23 protein-coding genes and 1 pseudogene are annotated in these 25,880 nt (G+C 38.7%); 20 read left to right on the plus strand and 4 right to left on the minus strand.

What is annotated here, in order from left to right:
• Nucleotides 1–257 (minus strand): IS630 transposase-related protein (locus A3I7_RS0107445; RefSeq protein ID WP_018376160.1); only part of this gene is annotated, 257 nt, incomplete at its 3' end.
• 143 nt (nucleotides 258–400) lie between these two features.
• Here A3I7_RS0107445 and A3I7_RS0107450 point away from each other — a divergent pair.
• From A3I7_RS0107450 to nth, 12 genes are all read left to right on the plus strand, one after another.
• Nucleotides 401–1,216, plus strand: a complete 816-nt coding sequence (locus A3I7_RS0107450; protein WP_018376161.1) for a transporter substrate-binding domain-containing protein — start codon at nucleotides 401–403, stop codon at nucleotides 1,214–1,216.
• Nucleotides 1,217–1,749: 533 nt separating this feature from the next.
• Nucleotides 1,750–2,865 (plus strand): aminotransferase, encoded by a 1,116-nt coding sequence (locus tag A3I7_RS0107455; protein WP_018376162.1) that lies wholly within the window; start codon nucleotides 1,750–1,752, stop codon nucleotides 2,863–2,865.
• Between the two features lie 78 nt (nucleotides 2,866–2,943).
• On the plus strand, nucleotides 2,944–3,750 hold the full coding sequence (locus A3I7_RS0107460) for an ABC transporter substrate-binding protein (RefSeq protein ID WP_018376163.1): 807 nt from the start codon (nucleotides 2,944–2,946) through the stop codon (nucleotides 3,748–3,750).
• A gap of 145 nt (nucleotides 3,751–3,895) precedes the next feature.
• Nucleotides 3,896–5,134: a GTPase HflX gene (gene hflX / locus A3I7_RS0107465; RefSeq protein WP_018376164.1), complete on the plus strand. Its 1,239-nt coding sequence runs from the start codon at nucleotides 3,896–3,898 to the stop codon at nucleotides 5,132–5,134.
• A complete protein-coding gene (locus tag A3I7_RS0107470) occupies nucleotides 5,127–5,762 on the plus strand; it encodes a hypothetical protein (RefSeq protein ID WP_018376165.1) in 636 nt (211 codons plus the stop codon). The genes hflX and A3I7_RS0107470 overlap by 8 nt, the downstream gene beginning before the upstream one ends.
• Nucleotides 5,763–5,784: 22 nt before the next feature.
• A complete protein-coding gene (gene rnz / locus A3I7_RS0107475; protein WP_018376166.1) occupies nucleotides 5,785–6,714 on the plus strand; it encodes a ribonuclease Z in 930 nt (309 codons plus the stop codon).
• Nucleotides 6,711–7,469 carry an SDR family NAD(P)-dependent oxidoreductase gene (locus A3I7_RS0107480; RefSeq protein WP_018376167.1) on the plus strand — a complete coding sequence of 253 codons (759 nt, stop codon included), beginning with the start codon at nucleotides 6,711–6,713 and terminating at the stop codon, nucleotides 7,467–7,469. The genes rnz and A3I7_RS0107480 overlap by 4 nt, the downstream gene beginning before the upstream one ends.
• Nucleotides 7,466–9,676: a single-stranded-DNA-specific exonuclease RecJ gene (recJ, locus tag A3I7_RS0107485; protein WP_018376168.1), complete on the plus strand. Its 2,211-nt coding sequence runs from the start codon at nucleotides 7,466–7,468 to the stop codon at nucleotides 9,674–9,676. Before A3I7_RS0107480 ends, recJ begins: the two co-directional genes overlap by 4 nt.
• A gap of 81 nt (nucleotides 9,677–9,757) precedes the next feature.
• Entirely contained in the window at nucleotides 9,758–10,276 is a 519-nt protein-coding gene (locus tag A3I7_RS0107490) for an adenine phosphoribosyltransferase (protein WP_018376169.1), read from the plus strand.
• A 115-nt stretch (nucleotides 10,277–10,391) separates the two neighbouring features.
• Nucleotides 10,392–11,336: a homoserine O-acetyltransferase MetA gene (metA, locus tag A3I7_RS0107495; protein WP_018376170.1), complete on the plus strand. Its 945-nt coding sequence runs from the start codon at nucleotides 10,392–10,394 to the stop codon at nucleotides 11,334–11,336.
• 9 nt (nucleotides 11,337–11,345) lie between these two features.
• Nucleotides 11,346–12,026, plus strand: coding sequence for a DnaD domain-containing protein (locus tag A3I7_RS0107500; RefSeq protein WP_018376171.1), 681 nt, complete (start codon nucleotides 11,346–11,348; stop codon nucleotides 12,024–12,026).
• Entirely contained in the window at nucleotides 12,023–12,682 is a 660-nt protein-coding gene (gene nth, locus A3I7_RS0107505) for an endonuclease III (RefSeq protein WP_018376172.1), read from the plus strand. Before A3I7_RS0107500 ends, nth begins: the two co-directional genes overlap by 4 nt.
• A 561-nt stretch (nucleotides 12,683–13,243) precedes the next feature.
• On the opposite strand, the gene A3I7_RS0107510 is transcribed toward nth, so the two are convergent.
• Nucleotides 13,244–13,840 (minus strand): hypothetical protein, encoded by a 597-nt coding sequence (locus A3I7_RS0107510; RefSeq protein WP_018376173.1) that lies wholly within the window; start codon nucleotides 13,838–13,840, stop codon nucleotides 13,244–13,246.
• A gap of 121 nt (nucleotides 13,841–13,961) precedes the next feature.
• On the opposite strand from A3I7_RS0107510, the gene A3I7_RS0107515 reads away from it, so the two are divergent.
• The 5 genes from A3I7_RS0107515 to smc all read left to right on the plus strand — a co-directional run bounded on the left by A3I7_RS0107515 (nucleotide 13,962) and on the right by smc (nucleotide 20,831).
• Complete coding sequence (locus A3I7_RS0107515; RefSeq protein WP_018376174.1) at nucleotides 13,962–14,648, plus strand: tRNA (adenine(22)-N(1))-methyltransferase; 687 nt, start codon at nucleotides 13,962–13,964, stop codon at nucleotides 14,646–14,648.
• A complete protein-coding gene (locus A3I7_RS0107520; RefSeq protein WP_026217179.1) occupies nucleotides 14,638–15,426 on the plus strand; it encodes a Nif3-like dinuclear metal center hexameric protein in 789 nt (262 codons plus the stop codon). Before A3I7_RS0107515 ends, A3I7_RS0107520 begins: the two co-directional genes overlap by 11 nt.
• 12 nt (nucleotides 15,427–15,438) lie before the next feature.
• Nucleotides 15,439–16,263 carry a ZIP family metal transporter gene (locus A3I7_RS0107525; RefSeq protein WP_018376176.1) on the plus strand — a complete coding sequence of 275 codons (825 nt, stop codon included), beginning with the start codon at nucleotides 15,439–15,441 and terminating at the stop codon, nucleotides 16,261–16,263.
• 278 nt (nucleotides 16,264–16,541) lie between these two features.
• A complete protein-coding gene (gene rnc, locus A3I7_RS0107530; protein ID WP_018376177.1) occupies nucleotides 16,542–17,249 on the plus strand; it encodes a ribonuclease III in 708 nt (235 codons plus the stop codon).
• Nucleotides 17,250–17,291: 42 nt separating this feature from the next.
• Nucleotides 17,292–20,831 (plus strand): chromosome segregation protein SMC, encoded by a 3,540-nt coding sequence (gene smc / locus A3I7_RS0107535; RefSeq protein WP_026217180.1) that lies wholly within the window; start codon nucleotides 17,292–17,294, stop codon nucleotides 20,829–20,831.
• A 404-nt stretch (nucleotides 20,832–21,235) separates the two neighbouring features.
• Here smc and A3I7_RS0107540 read toward each other — a convergent pair whose 3' ends face one another.
• Nucleotides 21,236–22,060, minus strand: coding sequence for a DUF6287 domain-containing protein (locus A3I7_RS0107540; RefSeq protein WP_018376179.1), 825 nt, complete (start codon nucleotides 22,058–22,060; stop codon nucleotides 21,236–21,238).
• 258 nt (nucleotides 22,061–22,318) lie between these two features.
• Between A3I7_RS0107540 and A3I7_RS0107545 the strand changes: the two genes are divergently transcribed.
• From A3I7_RS0107545 to ftsY, 3 genes are read left to right on the plus strand one after another with little or no spacing between them, the layout of a single operon-like run.
• Nucleotides 22,319–23,116, plus strand: coding sequence for a Cof-type HAD-IIB family hydrolase (locus A3I7_RS0107545; protein WP_018376180.1), 798 nt, complete (start codon nucleotides 22,319–22,321; stop codon nucleotides 23,114–23,116).
• Nucleotides 23,117–23,938, plus strand: coding sequence for a Cof-type HAD-IIB family hydrolase (locus A3I7_RS0107550; RefSeq protein ID WP_018376181.1), 822 nt, complete (start codon nucleotides 23,117–23,119; stop codon nucleotides 23,936–23,938).
• A 1-nt stretch (nucleotide 23,939) separates the two neighbouring features.
• Nucleotides 23,940–25,454, plus strand: a complete 1,515-nt coding sequence (ftsY, locus tag A3I7_RS0107555) for a signal recognition particle-docking protein FtsY (RefSeq protein ID WP_018376182.1) — start codon at nucleotides 23,940–23,942, stop codon at nucleotides 25,452–25,454.
• A 190-nt stretch (nucleotides 25,455–25,644) separates the two neighbouring features.
• Here the strand turns inward: ftsY and A3I7_RS13675 are convergent.
• A pseudogene (locus tag A3I7_RS13675) lies at nucleotides 25,645–25,880 on the minus strand (IS4 family transposase); the annotation flags it as partial.

The following is a 25,880-nucleotide window of genomic DNA, read 5'->3' on the forward strand; positions in this document are numbered from 1 at the left end:
CAGTCAAATTCAGACGCTATTTCAGTCAAATAAGCATCCGGATGGTCATTAAGATAGTTTTTGAGTCTATCTCTATCAACTTTTCTTGGTTTTGTTCCTTTTGCTTGATGGTTTAGGTTCCCTATTTTCTCTTTTAGTTTTAACCAGCCATAAATGGTATTTCGTGAGATTTGGAAAACATCTGATGCTTCTGTGATACTACCTGTTCGTTTACAATAGGCGAGAACTTTTTTACGAAAATCTAATGAATATGCCATAAAAACAGTATATCATATTATGTACTATTTGTGTTTCATTTTACTTTAAATAGCAAAAAAATTTATTTTTATAAAAAATATATTGACAAACGAATAAATATAAAGTAAAATGAATATATATCAAAAAAGAAAAGAGAAAATTTATGAAATTAGTAAAAGTATTTAGTGGTTTAGCACTTACGGCATCAGTATTATTATTAACAGCTTGTGGTTCAGGTCAAAAGGAAGACACTTCGCTTAAGGATATTCAAGACAAGGGAACTTTGACCGTGGCCATGAATCCCGAATTTGCGCCATTTGAATTCAAAACCTTGGTTAACGGTAAAGATACCATTGTTGGTGCAGATGTAGAGATTGCCAATGCTATTGGAAAAGAACTAGGCGTTAAAGTAAAATTTTCTTCTATGTCTTTTAATAACGTCTTGGCAAGTCTTCAGTCAGGCAAAGCTGATATTGCAATTTCAGGGATTTCAGCTACAAAAGAGCGTGCAAAAGTTTATGATTTTTCAGAAAGTTACTATGAATCTGTTAATGTTGTCATTGTCAAAAAATCTGACTTGAGTAAATATACATCAACAGCTGATTTTGAAAATGCATCAGTGGCAACTCAAAAGGGAACTATTCAAGAAATGGTTGCCAAAGATCAACTAAAAGGAGCAAAAGTTGTCTCTCTTGTTCAAAACGGGGAAATGATTAATGAATTAAAGAGTTCACAAGTTGATGCTGTTGTCTTTGAAAAACCAATTGCAGAAGCCTATGTGGCTAAAAACGATGACCTTGCTATCGCAGAAGTCAAATTAGAGTCTTCTGATTCTGATGCTTACGCTGTTGCCATGCCAAAGGGAAGTACAGCATTGAAAGAAAAAATCGACAAGGTTATTAAAGAATTGAAGGATTCAGGTAAAATTGATCAATTCGTTCAAGATGCCTATGACTTGTCAGTCTCTGGTGCAGAATAACATTCGGTAGAAATGACATCGAAAAACTAAATTAAAGTAATCGTTATTGCATTTAGTAGTAATTTTGCGAGAGTAAAAGGGACTTATTTAAACTCAGACTCCTTTTTAGAACCTGTATTCACAAGTGAGGTGCTTATAGATAAGAAATAGTTTTTCGCTAATCAAGGCAGTTTTTTGAGAGAATACTGACTGTATTTTGAAAAAAACTGCCTTGATTAGCGAAAAAACTAGCCTTAGATAGACGTGCTGAACTGTGAATATAGGTTCTTATTCTTTTTTTATTTGCAGTGATAGTAAAGTGTCTCAAATTTTATTATTGACAGACCTTTCTTTATCCAGTATGCTAGAGAAGTTAACTGTACGATATTATACTCTTCGAAAATCAAACTCAGATGTCGTTGCTTTGATTTGATGAACTTCAGTCTTATGTGTGCCTGCGTTACCTAATCTGGTTTTGATTTTCATTGAGTATCAGCGGTAGTTAGATTTGCCTGCTCTGCTATTTTCAAAAAAGAATTGAAAGGTTATCGGATATGTATTTGCCGCGATTTGGGGTTGAGGAGTGGTTAAATAGCCACGAAAAAGATGCGATTTATGATATTGCTGGGGTGTCAATTGATGCTTTGACTATGGAAGAATTATTTGAGTTGTCTGGTGTTACTTCTCAAGAATTTTTTCAACAATTGATAACTAAGAAAATGGATTATGGTTGGATTGAGGGGTCTCCAAGGTTTAAAGAGGCGGTTAGTTCCCTCTATCAATACATTTCACCAGAACAAATTTTACAAACTAATGGGGCGACGGGAGCTAACTTTTTGGTGCTTTATGCACTTGTTTCGACGGGAGATCATGTGATTGCGCATTACCCAAGTTACCAACAGCTATATGATATTCCAAAATCACTTGGTGCAGAAGTGGAACACTGGCAGATTAGGGAGGAAAATAATTGGTTGCCTGATTTGGATGAACTGCGCCAGATGATCCGCCCTAACACTAAGATGATTTGTATTAATAACGCAAACAATCCGACCGGTGCTGTTATGGATAAAGCCTATCTCAAAGAATTGGTTGATATTGCATCTTCGTGCGGTGCCTATATCCTTGCCGACGAAATCTATCATTGCTTTGATGGTCGTGACATCCCAGCTATTGCAGACCTCTATAGTAAAGGAATTTCAGTTAACAGCCTCTCTAAAACTTATTCGTTGCCTGGTATCCGTGTGGGTTGGGTGGCGAGTAGCCCTCAGGTGGTTGATCTTCTTAGAGATTATAGAGACTATACCTTGATTTGTGCTGGAGTTTTTGATGATATGCTTGCTACCTTGGCATTGGAACATAGGGAGCAAATTTTGGCTAGGAATGCTAAAATTGTTATGGAAAATTTGGCTATTTTGGAGAATTGGATAGCATCTGAATCTAGAGCTAGTTTTGTCAAACCAGCTTATGCTTCATCCTCTTTTGTTAAATTGGAAATAGCAGAACCAGTTGAAGAGTTTTCTTTATCTTTGTTAACTGATTATGGGGTATTGGTTATTCCTGGAAATCGTTTTGATTTTGAAGGTTACGTTCGAATTGGTTATTGTTGCCCTCCAGAAATCTTAAAAGCTGGTCTCGCCAAACTATCCCAGAAACTACATGAAAATGATTGAATTTTTATGCACATATATATTGACAGATGAATAAAAGGACGTTATACTTAGATTAAGTTAAAAGAAAAGAGTATAAAAATGAAAAAAATTGTTTTGGGAGTAATTTCCCTTTTATCTGTCTTCACCTTAGCTGCTTGTGGTTCGTCATCTAATGAAAACTTACAAGATAAAATTGAAGAAAAAGGTAAGTTAGTTGTAGCTGTTAGCCCTGATTATGCCCCTTTTGAATTCAAAGCGCTTGTTGATGGCAAGGACACCATTGTCGGAGCTGATATCGAGTTGGCGCAAGCTATTGCGGACGAATTAGGTGTTAAGCTTGAATTGTCTTCTATGAACTTTGATAATGTTTTATCAAGTTTACAAACTGGTAAGGCTGATATGGCTATTTCAGGTTTGTCTTACACAGCTGATCGTGCTAAAGTTTACGATTTTTCAGATCCTTACTATGAAACGGAGAATGCCGTTTTGGTGAAAGCGGAAAATGTAGACACTTATAACTCAATTGAAAGTTTAGCTGGGAAGAAAGTTGCTGTACAAAAGGGCAGTATTGAAGAAGGGCTTTCAAAAGATCAATTTAAAGATTCCAATGTTGTATCTTTAACAGCGATGGGTGAAGCTATCAACGAATTGAAATCGGGTCAGGTCCAAGCTGTTGATTTGGAAAAACCAGTTGCTGAGGGTTACCTCGCACAAAATTCAGACTTAGCTTTAGCAAGTTTTGCTCTGAAAACGGGCGAAGGTGATGCTAAGGCGGTTGCTATGCCAAAAGGTAGTGGGAAACTTGTCAAAACAGTTAATAAAGTCATTGCTAAATTGGAAAAAGAAGATAAATATAAAGACTTTATTTCAGAAGCTGCTAAGTTAACAGGATCAGCAGTAGAGTAAAGCAAAGGGAGAGTTTCTCCCTTTTTTAATTTCTAAATTTCTGAAAAATCCTGCTTTATGGTATAATAAAATAGCTAATCAAAAAGTAGTCTGCTTACTTGGATAAAGTGGCAGACTGCTTTAATGATTGAGATGAGGTGAGCAGATGATTGAGACGCAAGAAAAGCAAGAACGGGTAATGCTATTAGGAGTTGAACTTCAAGATACTGAAAATTTTGATATATCTATGGCAGAGTTAGCCTCCTTAGCCGAAACGGCGGGTGCTGAAGTTGTAGCTTCCTACTCACAAAAGCGTGAAAAATATGACAGTAAGACTTTTGTTGGTTCTGGGAAATTAGCAGAGTTAAAAGCTTTAGTAGAAGCTGATGAAATTGACTCTGTGATTGTCAACAATCGTCTAACACCTCGCCAAAATGCAAATTTGGAAACGGAATTGGGTGTCAAAGTTATCGACCGAATGCAGTTGATTTTGGATATTTTTGCCATGCGAGCGCGTAGCCATGAAGGAAAGCTGCAAGTTCACTTGGCACAGTTAAACTATATGCTGCCTCGTCTAGTGGGGCAGGGGGTCATGCTCAGTAGACAAGCAGGTGGTATTGGTAGCCGTGGTCCAGGTGAAAGTCAGCTAGAACTTAATCGCCGTTCCATCCGTAATCAAATTCTTGACATTGAACGTCAACTCAAGATTGTTGAGAAAAACAGAAAAACCATTCGTGAAAAACGGATTGATTCAGATACTTTCAGAATTGGCTTGATTGGTTATACCAACGCTGGTAAATCAACTCTTATGAATCTGCTGACAGACAATAAACACTACGAAGCCAATGAATTATTTGCGACACTGGATGCTACAACCAAGCAGATGTATCTACAAAATCAGTTCCGGGCAACCTTGACCGACACGGTTGGCTTTATTCAAGATTTACCAACGGAACTAGTGGCTGCTTTTAAATCAACATTGGAGGAAAGCCGTCATGTGGACCTGTTGCTTCATATCATTGATGCCTCAGACCCAAACCATAGTCAGCATGAAAAAGTAGTTTTGGATATTCTTAATGATTTGGACATGCAGGATATTCCTCGTTTAGCAGTATACAATAAGATGGATTTGGCTGATAATTTAATAGCAACTGCTTTTCCAAATGTGCGTATTTCTGCGCGTGATAAAGGAGCCAAAGACCTTGTACGTAAGCTCATCATTGATGAAATTCGGGATATCTTTGTTCCTTTTTCCGTTAAAGTTCATCAAAATCAAGCTTATAAACTTTATGATTTAAATAAAGTTGCCCTTTTAGACCGATACAGTTTTGAAAAAGAAACTGAGACGATTACAGGCTATATCTCAGAAAAAAATAAATGGAGGTTAGAAGAATTCTATGACTAATTATGTAGACTTGGCCTTGACTTACGGCGGTTTTACAAATTTGGATAGGGTTTATTTGGAAAATAAGCTGGCGCAGTTATCAAATGATCAAAAACTGGCCTTTATCACACCTCCGCCCTCTGTTATCAATGCCTATTTTGCGGAGATTTATCAAAAACAATCGCCTCAGGCTGCGACAGATTATTATTTTGATTTGTCTAAAAATCTAGCTTTATTCACGAAAAAGCCATCTTTTGATGAAGTTAAACCCTTTATTCGACTTAATCTTTCTGGAAAAGCTTATGGATTTGTCTATGAAAATGATAATGAAGAGGCTGTGGTATTTGCAGAGAATGAAGAGGTTATTGAGGACAGCCTTTTATTTGAAATTGCTCAGATTTTTCCTCACTACAAGGTTTATGTTGAAGGCACAGCTATTAAAATGCGAAAAATAGATTTTTCAGAGGAGGTTCTTGAAGATCTCACCCCTGCGACTAGTCTGCTCAGCCATGTGACAAAATTAAAAGGAAATCTCATAAAAATCTCTAGCTTTAATCAGGAAGAGTTGCTAGAATTGGCGCAGCATTTTTCAGGGGGAAAATACTATGCCTATAAGGATCGAGAAGTCATTCTCTATCTCAAAAAATAAGTATTAGAAAGAATAGCAAGATATGGAATTACAATTTTTAGGAACAGGAGCTGGACAACCATCACGAGCGCGTAATGTGTCAAGTTTGGTGCTCAAACTTTTGGATGAAATTAATGAAATTTGGATGTTTGATTGCGGAGAGGGTACCCAGCGCCAGATTTTGGAAACAACGATTAAACCTCGTAAGGTGAGACGGATTTTTATCACCCATTTACACGGAGATCATATTTTTGGTTTGCCAGGATTCCTTGCAAGCCGAGCTTTCCAAGCTAACGAGGAACAGACGGATCTTGAAATGTATGGACCTGTTGGCATTCGAAATTATGTCATGGGTAGTCTACGTGCCTCAGGCACACGCCTACCTTATCGGATTCATTTTCATGAATTTGATGACAATAATTCTAGGAAAGTTTTGGAGACTGATAAGTTTAAGGTCTATGCTGAAAAGCTTGATCACACAGTTTTTTGCTTAGGGTATCGTGTGGTTCAAAAAGACTTAGAAGGAACTTTGGATGCTGAAGGTCTGAGAAAGGCAGGTTTGCCATTTGGTCCGCTTTTTGGCATGGTAAAAAAAGGGCAAAATGTGGTTTTAGATGATGGAACAAAAATTATTGCCAAAGATTTTATATCAGAGCCGAAGAAAGGCAAGGTTGTTACGATTTTGGGCGATACGCGTAAGACAGATGCTAGTGTTCGTCTAGGTCTCGGCGCTGATATCTTGGTTCACGAATCAACCTATGGCAAAGGGGACGACAAAATTGCTCATAAACACGGTCATTCAACTAATATGCAGGCGGCACAAGTTGCCAAAGAGGCTTCTGCCAAACGTCTTTTGCTCAATCACGTTAGCGCCCGTTTCCTAGGTCGTGATTGTAAAAAGTTAGAAACTGATGCACAGACTGTTTTTAAAAATACCCATTTGGTTTGGGATTTAGAGGAGATTAATCTATGAGAAACATTGCCATTACAGGGGCTACTGGTGGTCTTGCTCAAGAGATTGTTAAAAGACTATCTGCCGATGATCAGCTGATTGTCATGGGGCGTAGCCAGCAGCGATTGGAAAAACTATACGGAGATCGTCCGAAAACCAGTTGCCTTCAAGTTGATATCACTGATGATCATGCTATTGAACAGGCTGTTGCAACCATATATCAACAGTTTGGTCAGCTTGATGTTTTTATCAATAACGCTGGTTATGGTGATTTTTCTGCCTATGACGCATACGAAACCTCACAAATCAGACAGATGTTTGAAGTGAATACTTTTGCGACCATGACTTTTTCACGGCTAATAGGTCAGCACATGGCAGAGCAAGGACATGGACATATTATCAATATTGCTAGCATGGCGGGGTTGATTGCTTCAAGTAAATCCTCGGTTTATTCAGCGAGTAAGTTTGCCGTTATCGGCTTTTCAAATGCTTTGCGTTTAGAGTTGGCAGAAAAAAACGTTTTCGTAACGACGGTCAATCCTGGTCCTATTGCAACGCACTTCTTTGACACTGCGGATCCTTCAGGCCAATACCTTAGAAGTGTGGAAAAGTTTACTTTGCAACCTGAACAAGTTGCTGAAAAGATTGTGGCCAACATCGGTCGATCCAAAAGGGAACTAAACATGCCATTTACCTTGGCAACCGCGCATAAACTTTACACTCTTTTCCCAACAATTTCTGATTTTCTAGCCAGAAAGGTGTTTAATTATAAATGATTAGATCCAAATTTTCTTGGAAAGAGGAAGGAAGAAAGCCAGATGATGGCTTTTTTGCCCTTGCTAAAAAAGAGGGGTTGAGTCCTCTAGCCACTGAAATTCTCTATCAGCGGGGCATTGACGATGATAAAAAGTTACAATCCTTTTTATCGGCGGATCTATCCCAGCTGCATGATCCTTATCTTTTACATGATATGGAAAAAGCAGTATCGCGAATTCGATTGGCTATAGAGAATAGTGAACAAATCCTGATTTATGGAGATTATGATGCCGATGGAATGACAAGCGCTAGTATTGCTAAGGAAGCTCTAGAAATGCTTGGAGCAGAGGTTCAAATTTATCTTCCCAATCGTTTCACTGATGGTTATGGGCCAAATAAGTCCGTTTATAAGTATTTTATTGAGCAGCAAGATATATCTCTAATTATTACGGTGGACAATGGCGTTGCAGGCCATGAGGCTATTGCCTATGCACAAGACCATGGAGTTGATGTCATTGTGACGGATCACCACAGCCTTCCAGAAGAGTTACCAGATGCTTTTGCGATTGTGCATCCAGAGCATCCACAGGCAGACTATCCTTTTAAATCTTTAGCTGGTTGCGGTGTTGCTTTTAAATTAGCCTGCGCCTTACTTGAATCTCTTCCAACAGAAATGCTGGATTTGGTAGCTATTGGTACTATTGCTGATATGGTTAGTTTGACCGATGAGAATCGTATTATGGTCAAAGCTGGTCTTTCTATTCTCAAAGAGACGGAGCGAATTGGGCTCCTTGAACTTATGTCAGTTTCTGACGTGAGTATTGAAGACATTACCGAGGAAACAGTCGGTTTTAAACTTGCTCCTCAACTAAATGCCCTTGGTAGATTGGATGATCCCAATCCTGCCATTGAATTATTGACAGGGTTTGATGATGAAGAAGCGCGAGCCATTGCCCAGATGATAAACCGCAAAAATGAAGAACGCAAGGAGATTGTTGAGAGTATTTTTGAAGAGGCTATGACTATGGTAAATCTGGATAAGCCAGTTCAGGTTTTGGCCAAAGAAGGTTGGCATCCAGGTGTTCTTGGTATTGTAGCTGGAAGAATTTTAGAGCAGATAAGCCAACCGGTAATCGTTCTCAATATCGAAAATGGATTAGCAAAAGGTTCTGCACGTAGTCTTGAAGCACTGGATATTTTTCATGCGCTCAATCAGCACCGTGACTTGTTTGTAGCATTTGGTGGCCACAGCGGAGCTGCAGGCATGACTCTTCAAGAAGAAGATTTAGATAAACTTGATAGTCTTCTTTGTGACTATGTCAGTAATCATCAACTAGATCTCTCCCAGAAAAATAACTTGACTATTGACGGTCACTTAAACTTTGCTGAATTGAGTTTGGAGAGCCTTAGGAGCTTGGAGCGCTTGGCACCCTTTGGTATGGACAATAAAAAGCCTGTTTTTCTGTTGAAAAATGTCAAAGTGACCCAAGCTAGAACTATGGGACAAAATGGTAGCCATCTTAAACTTAAGCTGACTCAGGGCAAGGATAGTTTCGATTTAGTAGCCTTTAATCAAGGACATTTGGCTCAGGAATTTCAACAGGCTCAGCAACTTGAGTTAGCTGTCACCCTTTCTGTCAATAAGTGGAATGGGCAAACTACTTTGCAGTTGATGATGGTAGATGCTCGTGTGAAAGGGGTTCAACTTTTTGATATCCGTGCTAAAAATGCTAAATTACCTGCGGATGTTCCTGTCTTAGACGAAAATAGCAAAGCTTCAGAGGTTGTGGTCTTAGATATTCCAGATACGGCTGAAGAATTAAAGGCTCTCTTTGCAGATCGAAAATTTAATGCTGTCTATTTCAAAAACCAGATGAAGCAAAACTATTATTTGACTGGTTATGGAACGCGTGAGCAGTTTGCAAAACTCTACAAAACTATCTATCAATTTCCAGAATTTGATGTTCGCTATAAACTTAATGAACTCAGCCAGTTTCTTAAAATTCCCAATATCCTACTTGTTAAAATGATTCAGATTTTTGATGAGTTGAATTTTGTTACGATAACTGATGGGGTGATGACGGTCAATAAAGAAGCTCAAAAACGTGAAATTTCCGATAGCCAAATTTACCAAAATTTGAAAAAACAAGTTAAATTTCAAGAACTTATGGCCTTGGGAACTCCACAGGAAATCTATAATTGGCTGACAGAAAAGAAAAATGACTAGAATGTCCTATTTTACCCCAAATGAAAAATATGCTATAATGGACTGTAAATTATTTTTGGCTCAGGCCGATAGGAAGAAAAGATGGAATTAGAAAATTATATTGCTTCAATCGAAAATTACCCACAAGAAGGTGTAACCTTCCGTGACATTAGTCCTTTAATGGCAGATGGCAACGCCTATAGCTATGCTGTACGTGAGATCGTTCAATACGCAACTGATAAAAAAATTGATATGATTGTTGGGCCAGAAGCTCGCGGATTCATTGTCGGCTGTCCTGTTGCTTTTGAACTTGGTATTGGCTTTGCTCCAGTTCGTAAGCCTGGTAAATTGCCACGTGAAGTCATTTCAGCTGACTATGAAAAAGAATATGGTATTGATACTCTTTGTATGCATGCAGATGCCATCAAACCAGGTCAGCGTGTTTTAATCGTGGATGACTTGTTGGCGACAGGCGGGACAGTTAAGGCAACTATTGAAATGATTGAGCGCCTTGGTGGTATTGTTGCAGGCTGCGCTTTTCTTATCGAACTTGATGGACTTAATGGTCGTAAAGCTATCGAAGGTTATGATACCAAGGTTTTAATGAATTTCCCTGGTTAATTCTGAAATAATATAGTTTTTAACTATAACTGACTAAAGAATTTATATAATTGAAAACTATATCTCCATGGTCTATAATATTAACTAGGATATTGTAAGAAATGGAGATATTTTTATGCCGATAAAACTTGATAAAGAACTGCCAGCACTTGATATTTTGCGTTCAGAGAATGTCTTCATTATGGATAACAGCAGAGCGCGACATCAGGACATTCGTCCGATGGAAGTTTTGATTTTAAATCTTATGCCGACTAAGGAAGCAACTGAGACCCAGCTACTGCGTCTTTTAGCCAATACACCTCTGCAAATCAATGTTGATTTTCTTTATATGGAAAGCCATAAATCTAAAAATACTACTGCTCAACACTTGGAGACCTTTTATAAAACTTTTTCGGACATCAAAAATAAGTATTATGATGGTCTGATTATCACAGGTGCTCCTGTTGAAACCCTAGATTTTGAAGAGGTTGATTATTGGGAAGAACTTTGTCAAATTTTTGACTGGTCAAAAAGTCATGTCTATTCAACCTTACACCTTTGCTGGGGTGCGCAAGCAGCCCTATATTATAAGTATGGCGTTAATAAAGTCAGAATGGCACATAAGCTGTCTGGTATTTTCTCGCAAGACGTTAAGGAAAGCCTTAATCCTCTGATGTATGGTTTTGATGATGCCTTTGATTCACCACATTCTCGCCATACAGAGGTGCTAGCTAGTGATATTGCCAATTTGGATAATATTGAGGTTGTGGCAGCAGGCGAGGAAGTAGGGCTTTCTATTCTAGCTAGCAAAGATCTTCGTGAGGTATATAGCTTTGGACATTTAGAATATGATCGTGATACCTTGAGCAAAGAATATCTACGTGATTTTGAGGCGGATAAACATCCGGGGTTACCAGTAAATTATTTTCCTGATGATGATCCAAGAAAGCCTGTCAAAATGCGTTGGAATTTAGCGGCAACAACCTTCTTTAGTAATTGGCTCAACTATGCCGTTTATCAGGAAACACCTTATCAATTGGAAGAATTGGAAACAGATTTTTCTTATTATAGGTATTTGTAGAGGATAAAAATGCAATTTTTAGAACACTATAAGTCAGGAAACTTGGTTTTACCAGCTGCCTTACTTTTTCACTACAAGGACATTTTCGCCAACAGTGACGATTTTCTGGTTTGGCAATTTTTCTATTTGCAAAATACGACAAAATTAGATGATTTAGCACCTAGTCAGATTGCTTCTGCCTTAGATAGAACTGTAGCAGATGTCAACCGTATTATTTCAAGCCTCACTTCTCAAGAACTTTTGGACATGAAAACGATTGAACTGGATGGTGAAATTGAAATTATTTTTGATGCTAGTCCTGTATTAGCAAAGCTGGATGCTCTTTTAACACAGCCAGAGGACACAGAAGCGCCAGCAGAAGAAGGAAATCAACTGAAGTCCCTTGTTGAAGATTTTGAACGTGAATTGGGGCGAATGCTTAGCCCATTTGAACTGGAAGACATACAAAAAACAATCAAGGATGATAAGATAGATCCAGATTTGGTTCGGGCTGCCCTGCGTGAGGCAGTTTTCAACGGGAAGACCAACTGGAATTACATCAATGCTATCTTGCGCAATTGGCGTCGCGAGGGTATTACGACTTTACGCCAAGTTGAGGAGCGCCGTCTGGAACGCGAGGAAGCTAAATCAAGTCAAGTCCCTATTTCAGATGAGTTTTTAACAGCTATGAACTTGTGGAGTGACCAATGAGAATTGGTAAGGAACGCTTGAAACAGGTTTTAGCCCTGATTGGTGAAATGTTCCCAGATGCTCACGGAGAGTTGGAGTGGGATAAGGACAAGCCGTTTCAGCTGTTAGTGGCAGTTATTTTGTCTGCTCAGACCACTGACAAGGCGGTCAATAAAATTACACCTGAACTTTGGACACATTACCCTGAGATTGAAGACTTGGCAAACGCTAACTTGGTAGATATTGAGAATTGTCTGAGAACAATAGGCTTATATAAGAACAAGGCCAAGAATATCATTAAAACAGCGCGAGCTATTTTGCGTAACTTTGATGGTAAAGTCCCAAAGACGCATAAGGAACTGGAAAGCTTGCCAGGTGTAGGCAGAAAGACTGCTAATGTCGTTTTAGGGGAAGTATATGGTATTCCTTCAATAGCTGTCGACACGCATGTGTCTCGGATTGCTAAGCGTTTGAATATATCTGCTCCAGATGCTGATGTGACTGAGATTGAGAAGGATTTGATGAGAAAGGTGCCTAAGAAAGATTGGATTATCACACATCATAGGCTTATCTTTTTCGGTCGCTATCATTGCACTGCTAAAAATCCCAAATGTGATAGCTGTCCCGTTCAAAGTTATTGTAAATACTACAAAGATGTGGTGAAAGCAAATAGATAAGAAGGGCTCTCCAGCCCTTTTTATAGTCAATTAGTTTATCTTTTATTACTTCGACGTAAGAGGAAAACCCGTTTCCTTATTTCCAACTTCAAACACTCCACTGGATTGTTTGAACTCACTTTGCCGTACTTTACGAAAGTGACTTGCTTCGCATGTCTTATTTCCAACCTAGGGCAGCCTAGAGGCTGTTCTAGCAACCTGCAGCTCGTTGCCTAGTACTAAAAGACTACACTATTCAAAGCGAAGAGAATTCTTGTTTTGAAGTTGTCAAATCACCTAAATTCAAAAACATTGCGTTTATTGACTTTGATGAGATTGTTAGGACCTCCAATTTGGTGTTGTAATAAGGTAATTCCTGTCGTTTAAAACCTTGGTCTGCTGAGTAATTTTTTATCAGGAATTATCAAGCTGAGATTGCTTAACTCCTATTTTTTCTGGTTTTAAATGAGATGATATTAGGAGTTATGAAGTCTTTTGTATTCAAAAAAAGACAAGCTTGATAAGAAAGTTTGTCTTTTATCTGAACTAATTAAGTTTTTTTGTCTATCACATTTCAATTTTTTAGTTACCACGATAATAAACATGGTCCCTGTAATTATTATTACCAAAAAGAAGACCTGATGCTATCACCAGACGGTCACGGCTAGTATCAGAGACATCTCCACCACCTTCTGGGGAGAAATAAGTCTGTGCTAATTCAACACCAGCGGGAATGTAATACAAGGTTTGGGACTCTCCATTGCTAGTATTAAAGGTTATAATGGCAATTTGGCCATCCAATCTAGGATTACTTAAAAAATAATCTCCCGAAATGTTGCCATCGCTGGCAATGGTGAGGTTATCAGTCTGACTTTGCCAAGTACCAGCGATGAGATCGTACCTCCCTGATAAGAGTTGAGCATAGGGGTCGGGTTGTGTGGCACTGTCAGTTGTCTGTGTTGACTCGTTAGAGGCTACTGAAGAGCTTGTTTCAGACGAAGTCGCTGATGACGTTGTCTTGCTAGAAGAGCTGCTTGATTGACTCGTTTTTTTACTTGAGCTAGCTGCAAGGCTAGATGATGGCGAGGTTTCTTCTCCTTGTTTTTCGGATTGCTTGCAGCCAGTCACACCGATAAAAAGTAAAAGTAGAGGCAATACAAGGTAAATTTTCTTTTTCATAACAGTCACTCCTTTTCATAACTATTATACTACGAAGTGACGTTTTTTTGATAAATTTGACTAGAATAGACACACATAAGATGTTATACTAAATTTATCACAATACGAAAAAGGATATGATATGCAAACACCGTTATCAAATAGATTAAGAAAGGTTGCGGAATACGTCCCTGAGGGAGCGCGACTTCTGGATGTTGGCAGCGACCATGCTTATTTACCCATATACCTTATAGAAAAAGGACAAATTGATTTTGCCATTGCTGGCGAGGTAGTCAAAGGGCCGTATGAATCGGCAGCTTCCAACGTGGCAAATGCTCAAATGACTGACAAGATTGATGTGCGTTTAGCTGATGGCCTTGCTGCTTTTGAAGAGTCTGATCAGATTTCAGTGATTACCATCTGTGGTATGGGCGGTTATTTGATTGCTGAGATTTTGGCTAATGGCAGAGCAAAGCTAGACAAGGTTGAACGCCTGATTTTACAGCCTAATAACCGAGAGGATGAACTCCGCGACTGGCTAGCGCAACATGGTTTCAGGATTGTAGCTGAGACTATCATGACCGAAAATGATAAATTTTATGAAATTATGGTGGCAGAGCATGGTGATATGACCTTATCCGCTCAGGAGCACCGTTTCGGTCCTTATCTTAATCAAGAAAAATCAGCGGTCTTTAAAGCTAAGTGGCAACGTGAATTAAACAAACTTCAAATAGCTCTCAGTCATGTTCCAATTAGCCATGAGGCTGACCGCTTTGCTATTTCCCAAAAAATTACAGCTATCAAGGAGGCACTTAATGATAAAAGCTAAAGATTTAATCGCACGCTATGAAGCCTATTGTCCTCAAGAATTATCACTGGAAGGGGATATTTCGGGATTACAAATCGGAAGTTTGGATAAACTTGTCAATCGTGTCATGGTGACACTAGATGTACGTGAGACAACAGTGGCAGAAGCCATCGAAAAAGGGGTTGATTTAATTATTACCAAACATGCTCCCATTTTTCGTCCTCTAAAAGAGTTGACATTGACTCCACAAAATAAAATCTATATTGATTTAATCAAACACGATATTGCTGTTTATGTCAGTCATACCAATATTGATATTGTGCCTGATGGTCTCAATGATTGGTTTTGTGATCGTTTAGGTATCAAGTTTACAAAGCCATTGAGATTAACCAAAGATAGTTATGGAATTGGACGTATCGGAGATGTCCCAAGGCAGACTTTTTCGGAGTTTGCCGTGAAAATCAAAAATGTTTTTCATTTGGATAGTGTCCGTTTGGTTAGTTATGGTCAAGAGAGCAAGATTATCCGCCGAGTTGCTATCTGCGGTGGTAGCGGTGACGATTTTTACAAGGATGCTCTAGTCAAAGGCGCAGATGTTTATGTGACGGGTGATATTTATTACCATACTGCCCAAGAAATGATTACGAATGGGCTTTTGGCTATTGATCCAGGTCATCATATTGAAGTTTTATTTATTGAAAAAATTGTTGAAAAATTAAATGAATGGAAGAAAGAGATGTTTTGGTCAGTAGATATTATTGCTAGCCAAGCGCAAACTAATCCTTTTAGTCATCTTTAAAAAGAGGTCTTTATGTTTGAATGGTTTCAATCACAAAATGCTGTTTTTCTGGCTCTTCTAGCTGGATTATTTACATGGTCTTGTACGATTATCGGTGCAGCAATTGTCTTTTTCTTCAAAAAAATCAGTCGCAAACTTTTAGATGTCATGATGGGATTTGCTGCTGGAGTCATGATTGCTGCTTCTTTTTGGTCACTATTGGAACCTGCTTTAACCTATGCTCAAAGTGATTACGGAGTATGGTCTTGGTTTCCAGCGGCAGCAGGTTTTCTCATAGGCGGTTTTAGTCTGCGCTTAATCGATGCTTTAGTGCCTCATCTGCATATTGGTGATGATATCACAGAGGCTGAAGGTATTCAACCCAAGAAAAAATTATCCAAAACAGCTTTACTATTTTTAGCTATTACTATTCATAATTTTCCAGAGGGGTTAGCAGTAGGTGTAACTTTTGGGGCGCTTGCAAACGGGAATATGACAACAACTGGACTTTTGGGAGCTATTGGTCTAGCGGTTGGAATTGGTTTGCAAAATATTCCTGAAGGTGCGGCTCTCTCAGTTCCGATACGTGCTGATGGAAAGTCAAGGGCGCGTGCCTTTTATCTGGGATCTATGTCCGCTGTTGTCGAACCAATTGGTGCTGTTCTTGGCGCAGCCTTGGTTATGTTGATGCTCCAAATCATTCCTTATGCTCTTTCCTTTGCGGCAGGAGCCATGATTTTTGTAGTTGTGGAGGAATTGATTCCAGAATCTCAAAATAATGGCAATACGGACGTTGCGACCTTAGGTTTAATGCTTGGCTTTGTTATCATGATGGTCATGGACGTTGCTCTGGGATAATTATTTCAGTAAAAGAGAGCAGAAAATCAATACTATTAAGTAAACTAACAACCTATCACATTTTGTGGTAGGTCAGTTTTTGGGCTCTTTTCTACCATTGCTAATCCAGATGACGTTCATAGTATTAGTTGCAATTCTTGAGAAATTATCTTTTTTATTTGTCAGTCAGTCTTGGAGGCATTCTCTTTTTTAGCCGATTTTGCATATTTGTGGTAAAATAGAATGGATTGTATATCTATTAGAATGCACAAATAATTAATGATTTGAAAGGAAAACTCATGATAACCTTAGAAAGTAAGCTACGTGAAGAGTTTGAGATTGTTTTTAGTGATAAAAATTTGCTTGATACAGCCTTTACTCATACATCATACGCTAATGAACATCGCCTCCTAAACATTTCACATAACGAACGTTTGGAATTTTTAGGAGACGCCGTTCTACAACTCTTAATTTCACAGTATTTATTTAAAAAATACCCGCAAAAGCCTGAGGGAGATTTATCTAAGATGCGCTCGGTCATTGTACGTGAAGAATCGCTAGCTGGTTTTTCGCGCCAGTGTGGCTTTGATGATTATATTCGTCTTGGAAAGGGCGAGGAGAAGTCAGGAGGACGTGATAGAGATACTATTTTAGGGGATCTTTTCGAGGCTTTTTTAGGAGCTCTGCTATTGGACAAAGGTGTAGATGCTGTAGAAAAATTCCTTAATCAAGTGATGATTCCAAAGGTTGAGGAGGGGAATTTTGAGCGTGTTAAGGATTACAAAACGACCTTGCAAGAATTTTTACAAGTTGAGGGCGATGTTTCTATTGAGTATAGGGTAATCAGTGAGACTGGGCCAGCCCATGCCAAGATGTTTGAAATGGCCGTATATGTTAATGGTCGAGAAATCAGCACTGGTATCGGAAAGTCTAAAAAATTAGCGGAACAAACTGCAGCTCAGAGTGCTTTGCAAGTGTTCCAATATGAAAATCGAAAGGAAAACTAAGGAGTCAAACTGGCAGGGTTAGTTACTCCAACCACTTTCTCTATGTTTTTAAAAGAAATTGAAATGCAGGGCTTCAAGTCCTTTGCAGATAAGACAAAAATTGAATTTGATAAAGGTGTGACAGCGGTAGTTGGACCGAATGGTTCTGGAAAGTCAAACATCACAGAAAGCTTACGCTGGGCTTTGGGAGAATCTTCTGCCAAAAGTTTGCGCGGCGGTAAGATGCCTGATGTCATTTTTGCAGGAACTGAAAATCGTAAACCACTCAATTTTGCTCAAGTTGTGGTTAAATTGGACAACTCAGACGGTTTCATTAAAGATGCCAAAGAAGAAATTCGTGTTGAACGTCACATTTACCGTAATGGCGATAGTGATTATCTGATTGATGGCAAGAAAGTTCGTCTTCGTGATATTCATGACTTGTTTATGGATACTGGTTTGGGACGAGACTCATTCTCAATTATTTCGCAAGGGCGCGTTGAGGAGATTTTTAATAGTAAACCTGAGGAGCGCCGGGCTATTTTTGAAGAGGCTGCTGGAGTGCTAAAGTATAAGACTCGAAAAAAGGAAACTCAGAGTAAGCTTAATCAGACGCAGGACAACCTTGATCGACTGGACGATATCATTCATGAGTTGGAGATGCAGGTAAAACCATTGGAACGACAGGCCAAAACTGCCAAGCAATTTCTGGTCTTGGAGGAGAATCGTAAGCAACTGCAATTGGCGATTCTGACGGAGGATATTGAGCAGGATAAGGCTAAGCTAAATGATGCGAATGAAAGATTGACTGAAGTTAAAGAAAATTTATCAGCTTACTACGATCAGCGCCAGCGTTTGGAAGATAAAAATCAAAAACTCAAAGACAAACGGCACATGGTCTCTGAGGCAATAGAAACTAAGCAGTCAGCACTTCTTGATTTAACCCGACTGATTTCGGATACCCAAGGGCAAATAGAACTTGTGCGCTTGCAATCTAGCCAATCTGAAGAAAAGAAACAAGAAGCCCATCAACGTTTAGATGATTTGGCGGTCCAGAAGTCAAATTTAGAGAAAGATCTAGCTACCAATCAAGAAAAGTTAGAAATTCTTAAAGAAAAGCTAACCGATATTCAACTGACTATTCAGGAATCAGAGGCAGAACTAGCTCTCTTTTCTACTGATCCAGATCAAATTATTGAGAATCTGCGTGAAGAATTTGTAGCCCTGATGCAAGAAGAAGCCGATTTATCCAACCATTTGACAGCCTTATTAGCTGATATGGAAAATCAAAAAAAGCAGTCGGAAAATCAGTCAGCGGAATTATCTAGTTTGTCTGAGCAGCTTATTTCATTGAAAGAAAGCAGTCAAAAGACTTTGTTGGCTTATCAGAATGCTAAAGCAGAAGTTAAGGATTTGCTGGACCGTTATCAGTTACTTGTGACTGAAATAGGCGAAGATGAAAAAAACTATCAAGAATGTCAAGATAAGATGTTTGAGATGATGGATAAAATTAAGTCCAAAGAAGCGCGGCAACAGAGTTTGGAAGCTATTTTAAGAAATCATAGTAACTTTTACGCTGGTGTTAAGGCAATTTTGCAGGCTTCTCATGAGTTAGGGGGAATTGTTGGTGCGGTTAGTGAACATTTGACTTTTGATCGAAACCACCAAACCGCTCTAGAAATCGCTCTTGGAGGAAGTGCTCAACATATTATTGTAGAAGATGAAGCGGCTGCTAAACGTTCAATTGCTTATCTCAAACAACATCGTCAGGGACGAGCTACTTTCTTGCCGTTGACGACTATCAAGGCGCGTGAACTTGCAGGGCATCATCGCTCAAAATTACAGGCTTGCGCAGGTTTTATTGGTATTGCTAATGATTTGGCAACCTATGATGCTCGTTTGGCCAATATTTTCCAGAATCTTTTAGGGGTAACAGCTATTTTTGATACCATTGACAATGCCAATAAAGCTGCACATCAGTTGCATTATCAGGTGAGGTTGGTAACTTTGGATGGAACTGAAATTCGTCCAGGAGGTTCTTTCTCAGGAGGTGCCAACCGTCAGAATAACACTACTTTTATTAAACCTGAACTTGACGGTGTTAACAAGGAACTTTTGCAATTTAAAAATCTTTTACGTCAACAGGAGATATTGGTTGAGAAATTGCACACTGAACTTCAGTCTAAAAAAGACCGACTTGCTGATTTGAAATCTCAAGGAGAAATGGCTCGCCTAGCTGAACAAAGGGCGGATTTGGAGTATCAGAAACAGGCTGAACGCTTGGCTGATGTTACTAAAGTTTATGAAAGTTTACAAGCTAATCAAGGTCCATTGGACGTCTCAACTTTAGAAGCTGATAAGGTTGAAATCGAAACTAAACTTCTACAGTTGTCGGAGAAGAAGACTAAATTAACTAGTGAGATTAATCAAATAAAAGCTGATAAGGATAGTCTTAATCAGAAGGTTTCAGATCTTAATCAAAGATTGTCACAGTCTAGATTGCAGGAACGAGACTTGTTAAGTGAACAAAAATTTGAGTATAGTAATCAAACGCGACTAAAGAGTACTCTTTCCCAATTAAGTAGTGAAGTCCTAACTTTAGAGCAATTGCTTTCAACACATTCAGAAAATCAAGCTAATCAAGATTTGCCACGTTTAGAAAAACAATTAAGCGAAGCAAAAGAGCGTCAGACAGTTGACGAGGAACATTTGATTCAGTTGCGTTTTGAATTGGAGGATTGTGAGGCGGCTTTAGAAGATTTAGCTGAACAGGTTCAAAAAGCAAGCCAAGAAAATGAAGATTTCATTCGTCAACAAGCTCAGCATGAAGCTGAAATTGAAAAAATTTCGGATCGTTTGCGTAATTATTCAAAACATTTGATAGAAGATTATCAAATGTCCTTCAGCGAGGCCAAAGAAGTTGCGTTTGTTCTGGAAGATAGCATAAAGGCAAGGCAAGATTTGCAAGATTTGCGTCGTCAGATAAAATCGTTGGGGCCAATAAATTTAGATGCCATTGTGCAATATGACGAAGTTAATGAGCGTTTGATCTTCTTAAATGGTCAGAAAGAGGATTTGGTTCGCGCTAAGAATCTTTTACTTAAAACTATTCATGATATGGATGATGAGGTGAAATCGCGCTTCCGTGTAACTTTTGAGGCTATTCGAGAAAGTTTCAAATTGACCTTTACTCAGATGTTTGGTGGCGGTTCCGCTGATCTTTATTTGACAGAAGGGGATCTGTTAACGGCTGGTATTGAAATTTCAGTTCAACCACCAGGTAAGAAAATTCAGTCTCTCAACCTCATGTCTGGTGGAGAAAAGGCACTCTCGGCTTTAGCTCTGCTATTTGCTATCATCCGTGTTAAAACAATACCTTTTGTCATTCTCGATGAAGTAGAAGCAGCACTGGACGAAGCCAATGTCAAACGCTTTGGAGATTACCTCAACCGATTTGATAAGTCCAGTCAGTTTATCGTGGTCACTCACCGTAAGGGGACGATGGCTGCCGCAGATAGCATATATGGTGTTACCATGCAAGAATCTGGTGTGTCAAAGATTGTCTCAGTCAAGCTCAAAGATGCAGAACATATGGTGAATTGAGCAAATGATGTTCTAACTTCGCTTACTCTATTTGCCTTTTTCAATAACGACTCAGAAAGTTGAAGCATGAAAAATTCGACTATGAAGAGTCTGGGACAAAAGTTTAACCTCAACTCAAGTATAAAAAGCGAACAAAACTAGTTTTCTGGTGCTCAGATTTTACTATTGTTCGCTTTTTATGTTTATACTCTTCGAAAATCAAAATTATCCGTTGTCAACTTGCCTTGATGAACTCAAGTTCTATCGTCGGCTTCGTTTCCTAGGCTACTTTTGATTTTCATTGAGTATTAGTTTATCAATTTGTAGAGTTGTTGATGAGAAACCTCGAAAATCAATCTCAGACGTTGTTGTCGTGGTTTGACGAAGATAGTTTTATCTGTCATTTATAGTGATTAGTCTGATTTTCATTGAGTCTCAGTATGGCTTTCTGAGGAAGATTGAGGAATCTCTGTTAAACTTTTTTCCTGAATCTCTTGAGTGATTTGGCTATCAATTGCGCTGCTAGATTCGATCGTTTCAGTCGTTAAATTTTCTGTTGGGTAGTTGTCAGAAATTTTATAGAAGACACTATTGATAAATTGTGTGGTTGATTCGTAATCAAAGCGGCTAATCTGGCTAGCAAAGAGACGGTCACGTCCAAAATCAGAAGGGTCTGAGCTTGTAATACCAAAGTGCCAAGCGGGAATCTCTATCCCTGCAGGATAGTAGTGCAAATTAAATCCACCACTGCCATGTCCGTTTATCACATTAACATGTGATAGAGCTTCACCATTGGCGTCATATATTAATGTGCTCATGCTAAGACTGCCATCGTGGCTGACCAAGCCCTGTGGTGAGAAAGTCAGAGTGTAACCATTAGCATCAGCCCACGTACCAGAAAGGCTGGAAAAATCACCAAGTGAAAGGCTCGTAAAATCTAGTGAGCTTGTTTGGGAACTCAGTTGTCGTGTGTTAAGGATATCCTCTCCGGCTACCATTAAATCTTGTGTAACTTCATTTTCTGCTGGTGTATTAACAAGATCTGAGCGAAGTGATGTTGTTTGTGTTGTGTCATTATGAGAAGGCTGAACAGTCGCCTGATCGTGGGAAGTGGTAGTCTGTTTTGCTTTAGATTGAGTTGTTTGATGACTAATCGGCTTTGTATGACTTTGATCAGCTAAAATATATTTTCCAGCTGCCAAAAGTAAAATGAGACCCGAGGTTAGTGTAATAGCGGTAGATTTTTTCATGATTTCCTCCTATGTGTTATCATAAACTATATTCGAAAAAGGTTAGAAAAAAGTTTATTTTTGAAATATTTTAAAGGCTAAAAAGATGAAAGCAGTTTGTTTAAATAGTTGTTAATAGGCTGACTGTTGTCGCTTGAAAGTTAAATAGATGATTAACAGTTGAATGTCTATATCAAATTATTGGTTTCAACGATTGAATGCCCAATTTTCTGTGATTTTCTGATACAATAGAGGTATGTAAATAATTTGAGGTAGAAAATGATAAAATTAGTTGCAACAGATATGGACGGTACGTTTTTGGATGGTAGAGGAAATTTTGATGTTAGCCGTCTCGGTTCCGTTTTGGATAAATTTGATAAGGCTGGCATTGTTTTTGCAGTTGCTAGCGGACGATCACTTTTAGCCTTAGAGAAAATGTTTCAAGACTTTTCGGAACGACTTGTTTTTATTGCTGAAAATGGGAATGTTGTTAAGGTAGGCAATGATGTCGTTTTTGAGGCTAGTTTCACGGCACCACAATATACTGAGATTGTTCAAATACTCCTTGAAAGTCCGTATATGAATGGCTATGACTTTCTCTTATCAGGAGAAAATGGAGCATATGTTCATGAAAAAGCAGATTCTAGCTACGTGGAGTTTATTAGTCAGTATTATGAAAATGTGCAGAGCGTACCTGATTTTTCAGGACTTACTGATAAAATTTTTAAAGTGACAGCTAATTTTACCGAAGAGACAGTGCATCAAGGTGAATCTTGGGTCAATCAGGCGTTACCCTACGTTCAAGCTGTAACTACAGGTTTTAAATCAATTGATATTATTTTAAGAGGCGTAAATAAAAGAACAGGGCTAGAGCAGCTTTGTTTACAATATAACTTGGATCAGACAGAAGTTTTAGCCTTCGGCGATAACCTTAATGACTATGAGATGTTGGATTTTGCTGGAGTTGCAATAGTACCGGAAAATGCCCGAGATGAAATCAAAGCCATTTCAGATAAAGTGATTGGCTCTCATGAAGAAGAGGCAGTAATAGCCTATATGGAAGGATTAGTTGATTAAATGACTAGAATTAAACTACTGGCCTTGGATATGGATGGTACACTTTTTACGACAGATAAAAGAGTGACAACCAAAAACAGAATAGCTTTGGAAGCAGCAGAAGAAAAAGGGGTACATGTTGTTATCACAACTGGACGTCCTTTGCCGGCCATTAAACATGTACTGGAAGATTTACAACTTTACGATGATAAGCACTACAGTGTCACTTTTAATGGAGGTCTGGTTCAGCGCAATAACGGTGAGATTTTGGACAAAAATGTCATGAGTAGAGACCAGTTGCGTGCTATATATGCTATTTTGGAACCTTTATCTCTACCCATGGACGTTCTAAGTGATGGTATTGTTTACAGTATTTCTAGTCAAGGGAATGACTCTCTCTATCATATAGCCAATCCGATGTTGACTTTTCAAAAACTGCCTTCTTTTGAGGAGATACCAGAAAATATTAGTTATAATAAGGTTGTAGTAGTCATTGACTCAGATTTTCTTGATCAACAAATCACCAAGTTGCCAAAAGAATTTTATCAGCAATTCGAGGTTTTCAAATCACGAGATATTATTTTGGAAATTATGCCCAAAGGTATACATAAGGCTGCTGGTCTAGAGTTGTTAATCAAGCATTTGGATGTTAAACAAGAAGAAGTTATGGCTATGGGCGACGAAGAAAATGATTTGAGCATGTTAGAGTGGGCTGGCTGGGGAGTTGCTATGGCCAACGGCGTACCACTTGCAAAAGAAAAAGCTGACGCTGTTACCCGACGAACAAATGATCAGTCAGGTGTGGCAGAAGCAATTAGAGAATATATTTTGAGTGAGGAGTAAAATGGGACTATTTGACAGACTATTTGGAAAGAAAAATCAGGAAGAAAAGACACAAGAAGAAATATCTGAACAAGTGACAGAACCGACTGCATCTGAGAGCAGTCAAGCCGAGACTGTCCTTGAGACACTTGATATTAGCCAAGAATCTGAGAAAGCAGAACACGATTTAGCCACAGCAGGGCAAGAAGAAGTGACATTAGAATCTCCATCACTTGCTCAGGAAGATAAGGCTGAAGATGAAGAGACTGAATTAGTTGTTCCTGATTTATCAAAAAATTTCCGCGAAGAAAACTTAGAAGTATCTTCTGAAGCAAAATCACAAGATGATATTGTCGAGGAAACTCATGATTATAATGTGTTTCAAGAAGAGAATTCAAATCAAAATTTGAAAGAAGACAACAACTCACATACTCAAGAAAGTCAGTCTGAATCTGCCCCTAAAAACGATGCCGCAGCACTTTTTATGGCAGACTATTATTCAAAAAAAGCAGCACTGGAGAAATCCATTGCAGATGGAACATATGTCAAACCTGAGGAGAACAAAGTTGATGTTGAACAGGTTCATCATCAGAGAGAAGTGCCAGCCATTGAAAGTGAGGAAGAAAAATACAATCGTAGCTTGAAAAAAACGCGTACAGGATTTGCCGCGAGACTTAATGAATTTTTTGCTAATTTTCGCCGTGTTGATGAAGATTTCTTTGAAGAACTGGAAGAATTGCTCATCCTGTCAGATGTTGGTGTGAATGTTGCCACGCAATTGACTGAGGACTTGCGTTATGAGGCTAAACTTGAGAATGCTAAAAAACCTGAAGATCTCAAACGCGTTATTATTGAAAAGTTGGTTGATATTTACGAAAAAGACGGTATTTACAACGAGAAAATCAACTTTCAAGATGATTTGACGGTTATGCTTTTTGTTGGGGTCAACGGTGTTGGAAAGACAACATCTATTGGTAAGTTAGCCTACAAATATAAAAATCAAGGGAAAAAAGTCATGCTGGTAGCTGCCGACACTTTCCGTGCTGGAGCAGTAGCCCAGTTAGTCGAATGGGGACGACGTGTGGATGTTCCTGTTGTGATAGGGCCTGAAAAAGCAGATCCTGCTTCCGTTGTCTTTGATGGCATGGAAAGGGCTGTTTCCGAAGACGTAGATATTCTTTTGATTGATACCGCTGGTCGCCTGCAGAACAAAGATAATCTCATGGCAGAACTTGAAAAGATTGGTCGCATTATCAAACGAGTTGTCCCAGAAGCACCACATGAAACACTCTTAGCCTTGGATGCTTCAACCGGTCAAAATGCCTTGAGTCAAGCCAAAGAATTTTCAAAAATCACACCATTGACTGGACTGATTTTGACCAAAATTGATGGAACTGCCAAGGGTGGTGTGGTTCTAGCTATTCGACAAGATTTAGACATTCCTGTTAAATTTATTGGCTTTGGTGAAAAAGTTGATGACATTGGTGAATTTAACTCTGAAGACTTTATGCGTGGACTCTTGGAAGGTATTATTTAACGGAGTTGCATAATATTTATTAGAGTTGATAGCTTTAGGAAGAGAGCTCGGTCTTGACTCAATGTCATTAAGTTAAGCATTTGACCAATTAAAGAAACTATTCCCGTCTGAGCAGTTCATGACAAAACGGGAATAGTTTTTGTATTTAGGGCGCACAAAAAGGAGGTTTTTTAACCCTATTTTTCAACTATTATGTTACTCTATAAGTGAAACTTACAGGTAGCTGGCTTCGTATTTTTCTTCGGAATGTTCGATTGGGTCGAATAATAGATAGGTGCTTGGCAATGTAGGTTTCTAATTGGAAGGAAGTGAGTTTGTCTCTAAGAAATTTTCGACAGGCATAAACAGCGTCTGAAAAACAAATCTTATAAGCCTGTTTTAACTTTAATAGTTTAATGGTAACGTGTGAGGTTAGCCATTTACAAA

It is taken from the genome of Streptococcus orisratti DSM 15617, assembly GCF_000380105.1.
Lineage (GTDB): Bacteria > Bacillota > Bacilli > Lactobacillales > Streptococcaceae > Streptococcus > Streptococcus orisratti.